Below are 14,992 nucleotides of genomic sequence, written 5' to 3' on the forward strand. Positions count from 1 at the left end.
TAGAGTCCCTCCAGTTGAAGCCCCATTTTCGTAAGCTCTTCCTTTCCTTTGTACTTAGTATCCACGTTCTCCTTCTATCTTGTAACAAGGCCCAATTAGAAAACGGCTGTGATCCAAACTCCGAATCGTACCAAACGTTTTACTTAGCGCGGATTTTAAATGATGATGACCGTGAGTACTGCGGGTCCGTCGCTCCCAATAAATCCATTTGTGAAATGGACAGTTTCAATGCGATCCAACCCAGACGTTGGAAATACGTACAGGCCGAACTGCGAAAGCAGGCGGCTCTTGGGACAGAGGGTCTTGTGACAGAAAGTTTTAGCTCCACAGTGAGTGCTTCCTCCAAGTGGCTTGGCGGGGTACTCACATCTAAGGGAAAGATTGTCTCCCTACCTTTTGACCAATCTGATGTCCTCATCATTGATCCTTTCACCAATGGAATTTCCTTTTTGTCTACGGGTTTTAGTGGATTAGGGAAATGGGAAGGTGGTGTCCTTGCTCCCAATGGGAAGGTGTACGGCATTCCGAGAAATGCAAATAAGATCTTAGTGATTGATCCAGAGGCTAACACAACGTATACGATTGATTCTCCCTTAACAGGTGGCAATAAGTGGAGAGGGGGAATCCTTGCTCCCAATGGGTTGATTTATGGGATTCCCATGGCAGCAAACCAAATCCTAGTGATCGACCCAAGGACCGATACGGTACGGACCATCGCCTCACCATTAGCAGATTCAAATATGTGGGAAGGTGGGGTCCTTGCTCCCAATGGCAAAATATATGCCTTTCCTCTTGTCTCAAATTCGATCCTAGCCCTCGATCCTTATTCGGAAAGGAGTTATATTATCCCAACCACAATTGGCACTAATAAGTGGAGGCATGGGGTTCTCGCACCAAATGGGAAATTATTTGCGATGGCGGCGGATGCACCCAATTTTTTAGTTTTGGATCCGAGTGATGATTCTGTTACTTATTTTCCGGTAACTGCCGGTGGTGTGAGCACAGGTCGTTGGCGCGGTGGAATTTTGGCTGCCGATGGAAAAATTTATACGATCCCTGCAGATAACGAAAATATTGTGACAATTGACCCTGATACTCTTTTGACCTCTGTTTTCAACGCGGGATACGTAACCTTTAACAAATGGGGGGATGGTGTTTTAGCACCTAACGGAAAAATATATGCAGTCCCCCATACGGAAAATGATGTTTTAGTGATCAACCCTGGTGCCAAAGGGAAAATATGTAACACACTCATCCAAAGTAGTTATTGGAATAGTTATTAAAGAATATACGAATCCACTTGCGTTGGGTGTGGAATATGATTTCTAATTTGGCTTCGCAAATTTCGTATTTTTAAATTAACATTGACACAATCGGTTTTGCCTTATAAGACTTTAGGATGCGATGGAAGGCATCTCAGTTCTGGAAAAATGCATCTCCTAACGAACTTTTGACGTTTTTTCTTTCCATCGAAAAAGGCGAAGATCTGAGGTCTCTCGCTGATCATATGTTAGATGATCATGAGTTTTGTGATTTGGTTTTCGAATACCTATGGTTACTTCGTTCTGAAGATGCCACGAAAAAATTTTTAAACGACGAGAATATCAAACCTGACCTTCTCATGAAGTTCATTTACTTTGGGTATGGGAAACAATTTTTATTAGACCAATTTGATTCGAATTCATACTTTTTGCAAATCCGTCAATTGTTCGGCTCTGGCCAAAGTTTGCGTATCCTATCCCTTGGTGAGGAAATGGACAGAGACCCCACCCTTAAGATCCACCTGCTTTCCAATTTGGACCCTCAAACATGGGAGGCATACTTTGATCTCTTAGAAGAAAAAAATATGACCATGCAAACTCTTCTTGGGATATTTTCTAACTTACGAGAAAACGAAATTCGTAAGATCCTTTTGAATAGCCACACCTTATACTATTACTTGCGGATGATGATGGTCTCAGGCAATCAATCAAACGAGGAATTAACGCCGAAAGAAAAAGAAAATCGACTGCGCCTTGAGACGATCTTAACGGCCATCCATGTTTGGGAAACGTTTTGCCAAGACTTAAAAGAAAAGTATGACCTCCCAAAGGAAAAGAGTCTTGCACCTAACAAACGTGATTCCTATCGTTTGTCTCTCGTTTTAAAAGAACTTGTAAAACTGCAGGCACAAGACCGATTCGATGTTCTTGTATATTTGAAAGGCAATGGAGTGATCCTTGACAGTTGGGAAGAAACAACCGTTCTCTCAGCCCTTGGGAATTATGACAAAGTGGGGAAGTATTTTTGACTTCTGTTTTGAACTTAGCATCCCTTTTTACCTTTCCTTTTTTCGTTTCATTCCCTTTGGTCCCTGTCGCAACACAAAGACACTCTCATACCCAATCCTGACAATTCTTACATCTCGATTTGGTCCATTGTTTTCGTTTCTTACCAAACGAATTGATAACAAATCACCTCCAAATCGACCCTCTAGCAAAAATGGTCCCTCATTTGTCCCAAGAACCCTGACTACGTGGGCAGGGATGTCCCAACTTTTTCTATAAAATTGAACTTAGTTCAAAAAATTGCAACGGTTCGGAAATAAATTATTTGACACTCGTTCAAAAAGACACCAAAATGTCGTAATTGTTCAAAATATGTTGAAAATGTTCCGATTGGGAGGAAGTATGAACACAAAAAAAGCATTCGGATTGGTGCTCGTTTTGTTGTTTGCTGGCTCATTGTCAGCCCAAACACAAAGTGAAATGTTCCAAAAAGTTGGGGTCATCGGGGATTCCTTGAGCCAAGGTTTCTTTGGTGTGACCGTAGAAAAGAAAACACAAGATTGGGCATACCCAGTGCTTGTTTCGAAACAAGCAGGTGCTTCGGTTTCGTACAATGTTTTAAAAGGGCCTTTTGTCAATTTAGAGGACGTACTCAAATGGGACTGCGGTGTTTTTTGTATCGCAGAAAGCATCATTGGTGGAAATGTTTCCACTGTTTCTTTACCTTCGCATGCTGGTATCACCGGAGCTGAATACACAACGGTTCTCAAAACTTCTGGTAAATGTGAAGACATCACAGCCACCAAACAAGTGAAAGAATGGTACTGGGCAAAATGGTATTGGTATACCTACCGTTGGGTCACTGTCGCAGACTGCCAAGAACCAGACAAGTTCCACCGATTTGGACTAAGAGATGCGGGCACACAAGCCCAAGTGATGGAAAAAGTAAAACCAACTTTCCTTTTTGGATCTGCTGGTGCCAATCACGTGCTTTGTACGGCACTCCATACCTCTACAGATTGTTTGGATGAAGCCCGTTTCAAAAGAGACATTCGCGAATTTTTCCGTAGAATGGCAGCGATGGGAAGTTTAAAAGGTGGTGTGTTGTTTACTGTTCCAAATGTAACAGCGATTGCTTTCCTAGAAAACTACAGAGACCCAAATGGAAGAGCGAACTATTCCGGACTCAAAGCATTCTTTCGTAATTCTGTTTCTGATCCAAACCAAGTTCTGGATGCCAATGAAGTGGCAACAATTTCCAATTTCTTAAATATGTTAAACAATGAAATCAAAGCACAAGGGGCTACAATGCGTTTTGCGGTGGCTGACCTTCGTGTGATCTTTGATGACTTAAAAGAAAATGGAAGGCCTATTCGAAGTGCCTCTGGTTGGTCTCCTGGGAATGCAAGAGCAAATTGGCCACTTCCTAACCAACCTGGTGTATTTGGATTAGATGGTGTTCACCCAAATATGTATGGCCACTCATTATTTGCGAACGAATTGATTAAGGCAATTAACACTCGTTACGGATTTTCAATCCCACAAGTAAGTGAATATACTGCTTGGTATTATGATTCACTCAATCGAAACCCAGTTGATTTGAAAAAATTCTTAACAGAGAATATTTTTGGTCAGGCGATTTCTTGGGTAGTTTCAATCTTTACGTAAGAGGATAAAAGAATGAACCAACGGTTGATAGGAATCCTTTCTGTTTGTGGTTTTTTCATCGTATTGTTTTGCATCACACTTTGGAAGATGTCTGGAACAAAATCGAATGAAAACCAGGTTGTGTCTGATACCAATTTTGGTAGTCCAGAAAAACACGCTAATTCCTTATTTGATGATCCGGAATTTGCAGATGCTCCCAATCCAGAAGAATTAGAATTGGCACAAGCAGAAGTCCTATGGCCGTTTGCTCTTGAGAAAAAACCAAATCGTAAAGAAGAAATCAAAGAGGAGTGGAGGGATTTTGCGGCAAAATACCCAAACAATTTTTACATTCCTCGTGAGATTCGCACTCCCTTAACAGAAAACCAAGAGAAAGAACAACTGGAAATGTTGGATTCTTTCACTGCCATGGATGCGAGTTTTTCTGCGAGTGTATCCAAAGAAAAATGGTCTGATAAACCAAGTGCAGAAGAACCAAATGTTGGAGAACGTCCTTCTCCAAAAGTGCAAAAAGCTTATTTTGATTTTAAGATCAATGAGTTAGAATCACGGATCCAAATGGTTGAGTATTGGTTAGAAAATAAAAAACCAGCTGGAGATGTAAAAAGTTCTGCTGAAAAAGATTTACAACTTTGGAGAAAGGAACTCGCTGGCTTAAAAGATGTAAGGAACCAAGTTCCTAACACATAATCACAAAATACAAACCAAAGGTTAACTTGAAAGTTAACTTTTGGTTTACCATCCATCTCATTTTCCATTCCATAGTTCTATGCAAATCATACAAAAATTCATCATCATCTCTTTATTCTTTCTCTTTAGCCAAAATTGTTTTGGTGGACCAAGTGAACCTGAGGCACCAGAGGTTTTGCCCATGGAAGAAGAAATTTCCACTGATGTTCTATTACAAACTTTGGAATCAGGTTCCAATTTTGACAAAGGCCAAGCTGCCATCCAATTGGGGAATCGAGGGGTTTCAAAAGCAATTCCATTACTCAGGCAGTTATTATCGGACAAAGATCCCGGGCTTCGAGCGGGTGCTGCCATTGCACTAGGTGATCTAAAAGACAAAGTTTCTTCTCCCAAAATTGCCAATTTGATGTGGTCGGATACAGAAAATCCAAAGGATGTTTATTTGGATGCTCTCACACGGATGCAAGACCCAAGTGTTGCCAATCGCATTTACCCTCTGTTAGATTCTGAAAATCCAACCTTACGATTGCAAACTGTGGATACACTGGTGCAAATTGGAGCCACTACCGTCGGTTCCCAAATTTTAGCTTTGGCTACCAAAAACAAAGACAGAGAAAAAGATAAAACCTATGCCATGGCCCTTGGAAAATTAAAAGTTTCGCCGGCTGAAACCTATTTACTGAATCTTACAAAGGTCCAAGATGAAACACCTACACTTGCTGCGTCTTACTTGGCATTAGGAAGGATCAAAGCAAAAAATGCGAATGATGTATTGATACAAGCCTTAACTTTGCCCTATGATAAAGGGAAAGAAAATGCATCTTTAGCTCTCATTGAAATCGGAAATCCGAATGTGATCCCGAAAGTGTTTTCTGTTTTAAACGTTGAGAATCAAGAATCGAAACTTTATGCAACGGATGTACTTTGTTCCATCCCATCAAAGGAAGCTGGAAAATTAGCCTTTGGTATTTTAAATTCCAATGAAACAAAAAACTGGGGTTATGCGGCAAAAATCATCGGACGGCAAAAATACAAAGATGGTAAAAATCGTTTAGAGGAATTACTCTTAAAACCAAATACACCAGAGAGGGATCATTTTGCAGAAGCACTGGGTTGGATTGGGGATCCGAGTTCTGTTCCGATTTTAAGGAAGGTTTTACTTTCTGGTGAAAAAGAAGGTCCTTATGGATCTGCTTGGGCACTTGGGGTGATGGGGGCAAAAGAAGCGGTTCCGGATCTCATCCTCGCATTGGATAAAGGGGATACTAAATTAATGAGTTATGCCCTTGAAGCATTGGGTTCCATCGCAGACCCAAGTAGTTTACCAAAACTAAAATCACTTCTCGCAGAAAGGCCAAAAATGGCACCGCAGATTTTATCCACAGTGGCACTTTTAAGAACCGAAGAAGCGCGATTGGTTCTTGAAGAGGCAACTCGTTCTAAAAATGCAGAAGTCTACCGTCCTGCCATGGAAGAAGTAGCCAAACGGAAAGACAAAAAGTCGATTCCATTATTACTTGACCTAGCCAATGGAGAAGACGCCGAAAAACGAAAACTAAGTTACTATGCATTAACATCGATTACAGGGCAAAAGTTTCGAACTGCGAAGGAATGGAATCATTGGGTGAAGTCTAATCCGTAATTTCAATTTAAATTGAGTCTATCTTTAAAAATATACGAGGATTCAATAGGACCTCAGGCGATTTGTGAATGCATCCATTGTTTGGATCAATTGGGATGGAATCCATTTTCCTTCCCAATTGAATTTCCTTTTTAGGACATACTTCTTTCGATTCGGTTTAAAAACCGTTTGATATTGGGAACTCCGTATTGTTGTTTGGGTATGTAGCTGGCTATGATTCTACCATCGTAAAAGGCAAACAAACCATGTGCCAATCGATGTGAATGCGAAACACCGACCCCCAATGAATTTTTGAATTCTGATACTTCTGCTGCAGGACAGTTTTGAAGTGAGTATCCTTTTGCTTTCAGTTGTGGGTGCAGTTTTTTAATTTCAAACCATGAGTCCTTCCCACAAGAAGCAAAATGGAAAATTTTAGCGGGAAGTTTTCTTTTTTTGATCTCTTCTTCTAAATCCAAAACTTGAGTGGAGCAAGCAAAGGATTTTACATTTGGCAGTGTCGAAACAAATACAAGTCCCTTCACTTGGTTTAAGTTCGGAAACTTATTACTTGTATTCAGTGCAGGTTGAAACTCAAATTTCCCTGGGATACGGTCTCCCAGTTTTGGACGTTTGCCAGTGAGTTCCACTGGCATATCTCCTAAAAACACTTTCATTTTGATGCCATCTCCGAATCAGTTTCATGTTCCACTGCTTCCTCGGATGAAGAGACCATCTCATCCCAATTCGGAAATGGATCTTCTAAGGTTTCCCAAGCCTCTGGGCCTTTCGCGTATTCTGCATCGGTAAGGAGGCATTTGTCGAGAGACGCTCTGATATTTTTTTCATTCATATCGCGACCGATGAGGACGATTTCTTGCCTACGGTCTCCCCAAGGTTCCATCCAATTTTGTTTTAAGTTTTCGATGACACGAGGATCATCAGGGATGTCTTCTTCAGCGATACTTGCCCACCAATACCCTTCAGGTTTGTAAGAAGAAAGATTTCCTGCTTGGGAATAAAGGAGTACCCAATCCATTTTGCTTGCGAGCCATACAAATCCCTTGGCTCGGACGAGGCCTGGTTTTTCAGAATCTAACCAATCGTAAAATCGTTTTGGATGCATAGGCCTTCTATTTCCATACACAAAACTTTTGATTCCATATTCCTCAGTTTCAGGGACATGTTCCCCTCTTAATTCCTTTAACCAAAGTGGGGACATACTTGCCTTCTCAAAATCAAACTTACCAGTATGGAATACTTTATCTAAGGGAACTTTACCATAATCGGTGGTAATGATTTCAGCTTCTGCATTTAAGGAGCGTAAAATTGTGAGTAATTTATTTTTTTTGGATTCTGATAGGAGGCTAATTTTATTGACAACAATCGTATTACTAAATTCAACCTGGTCCACAAGTAGGTCCACCAAATCCCGATCATCTTCTTCACCGGCACCTATCTCTCGTTCTTTTAGTGAATCAACGCTTTCGAAGTCTTTTAAAAAATTGACCGCATCGACAACAGTGATCATCGAATCCAGTGTTACCAAGTCTTTTAGGCTAATGCCATCTTCATCTTCAAAGGTAAATGTTTCAGCAATCGGCAACGGTTCAGAGATCCCAGTGGATTCGATCAAGATGTAGTCAAAACGGTTTTCTTTTGCTAACTTAGTGATTTCGATGAGTAAATCTTCTCGGAGCGTACAACAGATACAACCATTGGACATTTCGACGAGTGATTCATTGGTTCTGCTAAGACTTGCCCCACTTGCAACCAGTTTGGCATCGATATTCACTTCACTCATGTCGTTCACGATGACAGCGACACGTAGTCCGTCCCTGTTGGATAAAACATGATTGAGAAGGGTTGTTTTCCCCGCCCCGAGGAATCCTGATAATACTGTCACTGGAATTTTTTTGTTCATTTTGGCACCCGCTTTACGCAATTCAGTTGCATTTACTTTGGATGGGCCGATTTTGTCAAACTTAAATGCAACGATGTTGCAAAAAAAGCGCGCCTGCTGTCAGGAGAAAGGGAGGAGGGAAATGGGACGAAACGGAAAATTCCCTTCGCATTTGCGGAGTTGGTAGTAAATTTTACCATGAGTGAAAAAATAAAGTGACCGTAAGCTATGAGTTTGGTTTCCTAATGACTGCAAGATTATTTCATGAAAGATTATTTATTCTCTGTTTTTAAAACCAATCCCCTCGAACTGAAGGGTCTCAATGGAATCCGTGGGATCGCTTTTTTTATGGTGATCTACACTCATATGTTTCGACCGTATAAATATTTTGGATTTTACGAAACCAATGTATGGATCGAAAATTTTTTAAACAATGGTTCGCTTTGTATGGATGCGTTTTTTGTTTTGAGTGGGTATCTCATAGGTGGACAACTTCTTAAAGAAAAAATCAAAACAAATGTGATCAATTACGGAAACTTTCTCACAAAACGTGTGTTACGTATTTTCCCACCTTATTACATTTTTTTAACCTTTCAATTTCTCTTTATTTACCAACTTTCTAAACATGCAACCGATGAACTGGTTAAAACTGAATCAGCTCAACTAGTCCACCGAGTGATTTGGGATTATACATATATGAGTGATTATTTTGCTGGGATCATGATCCATGGATGGTCTCTCAGTGTGGAAGAAAAGTTTTATATCCTTTTGCCAATTTTATTATTTCTGATTTTAAAATTGAAACAACCAAAACAAATTTTGATTTCCCTTGCTACATTGGTGATTTTACCAACAATCACGCGTTATGTTCATTTTTCTCTGATTCCCACAGAAAACTTAAATTTTGGAACCTATACTGGGGCTTTTTATTATCCATTTCACTCAAGGATGGATGGTTTGTTTTTGGGAGTATTAATTGCCGCAGTGCAAATTTATTTTCCAGATTGGATCAATCGATTTTTAAAAAACAAATTCTCTCCATTTGCAGTATTTTTATCGATCACGAGTTTGTTTGCCATTATGTTTTTCACAACAGAAGACCGACCTGAGTTGTTTACTTGTGTATTTCGGTTTTTAGTCGCATCGATTGCCTGGTCAGTGATTCTAATCAAAACTTTTGATGAAAATACTTGGACAAGTAAGGTATTATCTGTCCCGATATTTTCTCCCGTCGCAAAACTTTCCTATTGTGCTTATATCATCCATTTACTTGCATTAGGTTATCTATCTAAAAAGTTTATCGGTTATCAAAAAATCCATTATTATGAGATTTTCCTTTGGACGATTCCCATTGGAGTGATGATTTTAGGTTACGCCTATTTTTATTACCTTTTGACCGAAAAACCATTTTTGGCACTCCGCAATCGAATTTTGGCGCAGAAGAAGGTGGGGTAGTTGAAAAAACAAAATCCCTCAAAGATTATCCCTTAAAGATTCTAATTCAATTTTAAAAAAAAGAGAACTCTATGGACGAATATACATTACGATCAGCGAAAACCATAAACACCATTCGATTGATTCTTTTTGGAATTTATGTTTTAGGAATTTTGGGCAGTTTAGGCTCCATTCGTACGGATCAATTGGTTGTCATGGTCACATCCACAGTGTTATATGGCGTCCTTGCATTTGTACAAATGTATTTGTTTCAAAAGAAGTTAAATCCTTATCCGTTTTGGTTCGTTGTGGGGGATGTCATTTTAGTTGGAATTTCGACTTGGGGCCAATCTCTTATCACTTTGGATTTGGCTGCGGCTGCTCTTAAGTCTGGGATCAATTACACCATTTGTTTTTTTGTGATTTTGTATTCTGGATTTTTGTTTTCTAGCAAAAGAACGATTGTGATTGGTTGTTTACTCCTCATCGTACACATTGGATCCCTTGTATTTTCGTTTCGGGAAGGAGTGAGTTTTGTTGATCGAAATGACGTTCACACATTAGCACATTCTGTTTCCTTACCCATTGAAATTGTAAAAGTTGTCTTTTTGGTATTGGCAACTTACTTTATGAGTAAAATGGTTGGATTACTCATTGCAATTCGGGAAGAGGCAGTGGAAGGAAAAAAAGAAGCTGATGCCCATTCCAAAATTGTTTCCGAACAAAAAGAAGCAATGGTTGAAACGGGTGAGAACTTAAACCAATCGGTCGCCGCCTTAAAGGTGTTTACCGATGATTTGAATGGCCTTGTCCAAAACCAAGCGGCATCGATCGAACAGATTTCGGCATCCCTCACAGAAATTGCACAGTCAACAGAAAACTCATTTCAATTTGTAAAAGACCAATACTCGCGGATCGAATCTTTAAATGAAGAAAGCCAAACCTTGGAAGGTATAGTGGCTTCCGTAAGAAATGAAATCGAACTCATTTCCAACCAAATCAAAGAATCTTCTAAATTTAGCAATTTGGTCACAATTTCTATGGAAAATTTAAACAACGTACTTTCTGAAGTAAGTTCAAGTTTCCAAAAAGTGGAAGACGTAAACCAAATCATGAAAGAAATTGCGGATCAAACCAACTTACTTGCGTTAAATGCATCGATTGAGGCGGCAAGGGCTGGTGAACATGGTCGGGGATTTGCTGTTGTTGCGCAAGAGGTTGCAAAACTTGCCGAGAACTCAGCTTCGAATGCAAGTATCATCTCTAAAACCATTTTAAAATCGAAATCGGATCTCATCAAAGGAAATCAGTCTGCAAAAGAAGCAACTTCGATGGCAAGTAACCAAGAAAAGGAAATGATGAACATCCAATCCAAAGTGATCAATTTCAATGAAAAGATCATCGATATGCAGAAGTTAAATGCCCGAGTTGTGGAATCCCAAAAACAACTAAAGGAGATTTCTTCGCAACTCGAAACCATCGCGAAGGAACAGTCCATTGGAAACCAGGAAGTGATGCGTGCCGCCCAAAACATCGAAGATGCAGTGCAAGTGGTGGCAGAAAATACACGTGTACTGGCAGATCACATTGAGGACATACAAGTTCTCGCAAACAGAATTCGTTAATCCTGAATCCTTGGTTAACACCATTAACTTAACGTTAGAGAATTTCGTTCAGGATAGGGAATGGGAAAATTATTTGTAATTCTTTTGCACCAATTCTACATTGAGTGAAAGTCTTGGTCTGGAGCCAAAAATTGTATGATATCTAATAACTATTTTAATGATAATGATGACCTAATTGATCATTTTGATTCCCTCACTCCTTGGAATTCGGTCATCGACCAATACGAACAAGGATTCGAAGATTTTGCCGAATACCAAAAATCAGGAAAAGAGGAACTTACCTTTGCCCCTGGCAATTATGAAGATGCCATTGAATTTTATCGTTCAACTTTAGAAGCAGGTGGAGACATTGCTGGAAATGACATCTCTCAAATTGCCAAACAAATGGACGAAGAAGGTTTAAAATACAAAGATGGACAAGTTGGTTTCCCCAAACCTATGTTAGATGTCGTTGAAAAAATTAAATCTGCTGGATTGTTGCCTTACGGGATCCATAGGCATTACGGTGGTTTAGGGCTTCCTTCTGTCGTACAGTCAATGTTATCCGAATGTGTCTCTCGTGGAGACGGCTCCCTTGCCATCACTCTTGGGTGTATGAATCTCGCAGAAACGGTAGAACGATTTGGAACAGAGGAGATGATCCATGAGTATGTTCCAAAGATGGCTGCGGGTGAACTTTGTGGGGCTATGGCTCTCACCGAACCGAACTACGGATCAGACCTCCCGAATTTACAAACCAAAGCAGTAAAAGGAGAGGATGGTGTTTGGAAAATCACTGGAACCAAACGTTTCATCACTCACGCCTGTGGGTTTGGGAATGCACCTTCTATCATTTTAACCTTGGCTCGAACTGGTTCCACAACAAGTGGTGCAAGAGGGCTCTCTTTCTTTTTAGTGCACTCTAAAGATGTATTTGTTGCATCCATTGAAAAGAAAATGGGTCTCCACTGTTCCCCTACTTGTGAAGTTGTATTTGAAAACTCACCAGGCATTCTGATTGGGGAAGAAGGCAAAGGCCTTGTGAAGTATTCCATGGCAATGATGAACCAAGCTCGCCTCAACATCGCAGCGCAAGCGATGGGGATTGCCACAGCAGCATACTTTGAAGGAAAGAAGTATGCCGAAGAACGAGTGCAATTCGGAAAAACCATTAGTAACATTACAGCTGTTAAAAAAATGTTGGAGCGCATGGAACGAGAAGTTGCCGCAATGCGTTGCATTTTATACGAAGCAAGTTTTGCCGTAGACCAATACCGTTGGAAAGAAGAACGAGGGAAAATGAAAGGTCTCTCTGAGAAAGACATCAAAAAAGATGAATCCTTCAAAAAATGGGAAAAACTTGCCTCACTTTTCACTCCCCTTTCCAAATACTACATCACAGAAATGGCAAACGTAGTGGCCTATGATGCGCTCCAAATCCATGGTGGCTCCGGTTATACAGAAGACTATGATGTGGCTCGTTTGTACCGAGATGTCAGGATCACAAACATTTACGAAGGAACCACACAACTCCAAACCGTAGCTTGTATCGGTGGGATTGTGTCAGGGATGACGGAAACGGGAATTTACCGTGAATACTTAAAATCGGAAATGGCGGGATTTGTTTCCTCTTCCGAGTTAAATGATCTTTTCAAACAATTTGAAACGGTTGTAGCAGAGTATGCCGAAATCGACTCCACTCCACTCCGCGAAGAATTAGCATTTGAAGTGGTTGAGTCTGCTGCTCGTTTCCACAATAGTTTGTTACTCGAAAGGAGCATTGGAAGGTCAAAGGTGGAGAGAAGGGCACACCGTAAGTCATTAACTGAAAGTTATATTTTGGATAGTGCCGCAATCCTTGCCTCTAACCTCACTAAAATTCGTGGAAAGAAAAAAACTCCCGTCACTGCATAAAGAGTCTTTTGACCATCCCTTACTTCCCTGTTACGCTTGTTTTGCGGGGGAAGCAGAGGGTGGTATCTCTGCAAATCTTACAGACACTAGGATTTCCTCTCCATTTTCTTGGAGGGGAAACCAGTTCCCCCCAATTACCGATGCAAAAACTCCGGAACACTTAAAACAAATTTCGGATTTGGGTTTACCTTTTATATTTGATATCCACACCCATTTTTTTCCTGAAACCATCATGAAGTTGATTTGGAGATGGTTTGACAATGTGAACTGGGCCATTGGCTATCGGTTGCCTGAGCCTGAGCGAGTGAAGTGTTTGCACCATAATGGAATCAAACACTTCACTACTTTAAACTATGCACACAAAAAGAATATGGCAGAATCTTTAAATGATTGGACCTTTGCCAATTATCAAAATTGGACAGGTGCCATTCCGTTTGGCACGTTTTACCCAGAAGAAGGTGTACTGCGCTATGTGAAACGAGCCGTGGAGGAATATGGGTTTTTGGGATTCAAACTCCATTGTGAAGTCTCCAAACTCAATTTAAATGATCCAGAACTCGGCGATTGTTTTACCTATTTAGAAAAAAATGAAATTCCCATCGTAATCCATACTGGGACGGCACCACTTCCTGGTGAATTTACAGGCATTCAATTTTTTAAACCTTTTATCGAAACCTATCCTAAGTTACACGTAATTGTTGCGCATATGGGGGCGCATGAAATCTCCGCCTATGCTTCGTTACTTGGTAATTATCCAAACTTGGCGCTTGATACAACGATGGTCTTTGTTGATTTTCTTGCCACAGGCAAAGCAGAAGATGTGGATTCTGCGATTCCGATCCTAGAAACCTTCCAAAACCAAATTTATTTTGGATCAGACTTTCCGAATATCCCTTATAACTTAAACCACCCCATTTCGAATCTCCTTTCCCTTCCCATTTCAGACCAAGCCAAACAAAAAATCCTCTACCAAAACGCAAAAAACCGATTTTTTAAATGAAACGGGGTTGCATTTGCAACAGCGTTGCAAATACTAGGCAAACAGAGGTAGATATGAAATTTTTACAACCATTCATGATCGTTTCTATGTTAGTTGCATTTGGAAATTGTGCCGAGTTATTTTCATCCAAAGACAAAGACAATAATGAAGAATTGATTTTGGCAGCGCTACTCGCGGGACCAGGCTGTGGACCTACGGCTGTTTCGGGTTCGGCGGGGAACGGAACAAAGTATAATTTTGCAGGGTGCTCTGGAGATGCGAATACGATTTTAAGTGGCTTTGGTTTTACCGTAAATGGAGTTACTTTTAATTCTGGAATTCAAGGTACATCAAGTGCATCTACAATTGTTACAAATGCATCTAGCTTATCTGAAACAGGGAATGAATCGAAAGCTGGAATTGAAGTTGTGTATGTGATGAACCAAGCCGGATCGAGTATTGATGCAATGATACAAACTACACCTAGTTTAGCTGGGCCTGGTGTCCGCTTGAGTCCAACGTCTGCTCAATGGTTAGATGCATCTACTGCTTCTGCATTTGGAACGAAAGCCGGATCTCCATGGGCATCCTCAGTTTCCGTTGAAAAGTCTGTTTGCCTTGAAGTTCATAAGGAGAGCGGCAAGGCTCACATATTTGGTTGGTCTGTTCCTTGTAATTCTGTTGCTGATAGAGGTAATTATGAATTTGATCAAGAAGATGCTACTATTACTAATTTTTCAGGTGATCGAGTAGGTGTCCGTATTAACAATGCAATCATAAAATCTATCACTATTTATTCTACGGCGATCGGAACTAACGGTTCTTTCCGTTAACAAACAAACAGGATCAAATTTAGATTTGATCCTCGAATGAAGGTAAAAAACAGTTAATTCAGTGAAATTTATATTCTCA

The 14,992-nt window shown here is 40.3% G+C and carries 12 protein-coding genes; 10 read left to right on the top strand and 2 right to left on the bottom strand.

The window, feature by feature from the left end:
- The first annotated feature begins 14 nt into the window (after positions 1 to 14).
- The 5 genes from EHQ62_RS05255 to EHQ62_RS05275 all read left to right on the top strand — a co-directional run bounded on the left by EHQ62_RS05255 (position 15) and on the right by EHQ62_RS05275 (position 6,267).
- On the top strand, positions 15 to 1,283 hold the full coding sequence (locus EHQ62_RS05255) for an NHL repeat-containing protein (protein WP_244241643.1): 1,269 nt from the start codon (positions 15 to 17) through the stop codon (positions 1,281 to 1,283).
- Positions 1,284 to 1,399: 116 nt separating this feature from the next.
- A complete protein-coding gene (locus EHQ62_RS05260) occupies positions 1,400 to 2,290 on the top strand; it encodes an LBF_1199 family protein (RefSeq protein WP_135641164.1) in 891 nt (296 codons plus the stop codon).
- A gap of 349 nt (positions 2,291 to 2,639) precedes the next feature.
- The gene (locus EHQ62_RS05265) at positions 2,640 to 3,935 is read left to right on the top strand and encodes a hypothetical protein (protein ID WP_135641165.1); all 1,296 of its coding nucleotides are present in this window, start codon (positions 2,640 to 2,642) and stop codon (positions 3,933 to 3,935) included.
- A 12-nt stretch (positions 3,936 to 3,947) separates the two neighbouring features.
- Complete coding sequence (locus tag EHQ62_RS05270; RefSeq protein ID WP_135641166.1) at positions 3,948 to 4,625, top strand: hypothetical protein; 678 nt, start codon at positions 3,948 to 3,950, stop codon at positions 4,623 to 4,625.
- Positions 4,626 to 4,704: 79 nt separating this feature from the next.
- Positions 4,705 to 6,267 carry a HEAT repeat domain-containing protein gene (locus tag EHQ62_RS05275; protein ID WP_135641437.1) on the top strand — a complete coding sequence of 521 codons (1,563 nt, stop codon included), beginning with the start codon at positions 4,705 to 4,707 and terminating at the stop codon, positions 6,265 to 6,267.
- Between the two features lie 131 nt (positions 6,268 to 6,398).
- On the opposite strand, the gene EHQ62_RS05280 is transcribed toward EHQ62_RS05275, so the two are convergent.
- Together EHQ62_RS05280 and zigA are read right to left on the bottom strand one after the other, a co-directional pair.
- Positions 6,399 to 6,923, bottom strand: coding sequence for a hypothetical protein (locus tag EHQ62_RS05280; RefSeq protein WP_135641167.1), 525 nt, complete (start codon positions 6,921 to 6,923; stop codon positions 6,399 to 6,401).
- Positions 6,920 to 8,170, bottom strand: a complete 1,251-nt coding sequence (gene zigA / locus EHQ62_RS05285) for a zinc metallochaperone GTPase ZigA (protein WP_135641168.1) — start codon at positions 8,168 to 8,170, stop codon at positions 6,920 to 6,922. Before zigA ends, EHQ62_RS05280 begins: the two co-directional genes overlap by 4 nt.
- Positions 8,171 to 8,413: 243 nt before the next feature.
- Between zigA and EHQ62_RS05290 the strand changes: the two genes are divergently transcribed.
- From EHQ62_RS05290 to EHQ62_RS05310, 5 genes are all read left to right on the top strand, one after another.
- Positions 8,414 to 9,604 (top strand): acyltransferase family protein, encoded by a 1,191-nt coding sequence (locus EHQ62_RS05290; RefSeq protein WP_135641169.1) that lies wholly within the window; start codon positions 8,414 to 8,416, stop codon positions 9,602 to 9,604.
- A gap of 71 nt (positions 9,605 to 9,675) precedes the next feature.
- Positions 9,676 to 11,208, top strand: a complete 1,533-nt coding sequence (locus EHQ62_RS05295; RefSeq protein ID WP_135641170.1) for a methyl-accepting chemotaxis protein — start codon at positions 9,676 to 9,678, stop codon at positions 11,206 to 11,208.
- A 135-nt stretch (positions 11,209 to 11,343) separates the two neighbouring features.
- Positions 11,344 to 13,101, top strand: coding sequence for an acyl-CoA dehydrogenase family protein (locus EHQ62_RS05300; RefSeq protein WP_135641171.1), 1,758 nt, complete (start codon positions 11,344 to 11,346; stop codon positions 13,099 to 13,101).
- A 64-nt stretch (positions 13,102 to 13,165) separates the two neighbouring features.
- Positions 13,166 to 14,101, top strand: coding sequence for an amidohydrolase family protein (locus tag EHQ62_RS05305; RefSeq protein WP_167482851.1), 936 nt, complete (start codon positions 13,166 to 13,168; stop codon positions 14,099 to 14,101).
- Between the two features lie 53 nt (positions 14,102 to 14,154).
- Positions 14,155 to 14,913 carry a hypothetical protein gene (locus EHQ62_RS05310; protein ID WP_135641172.1) on the top strand — a complete coding sequence of 253 codons (759 nt, stop codon included), beginning with the start codon at positions 14,155 to 14,157 and terminating at the stop codon, positions 14,911 to 14,913.
- Positions 14,914 to 14,992 lie beyond the last annotated feature (79 nt).

Source organism: Leptospira jelokensis, from assembly GCF_004769635.1.
Taxonomy (GTDB): domain Bacteria; phylum Spirochaetota; class Leptospiria; order Leptospirales; family Leptospiraceae; genus Leptospira_A; species Leptospira_A jelokensis.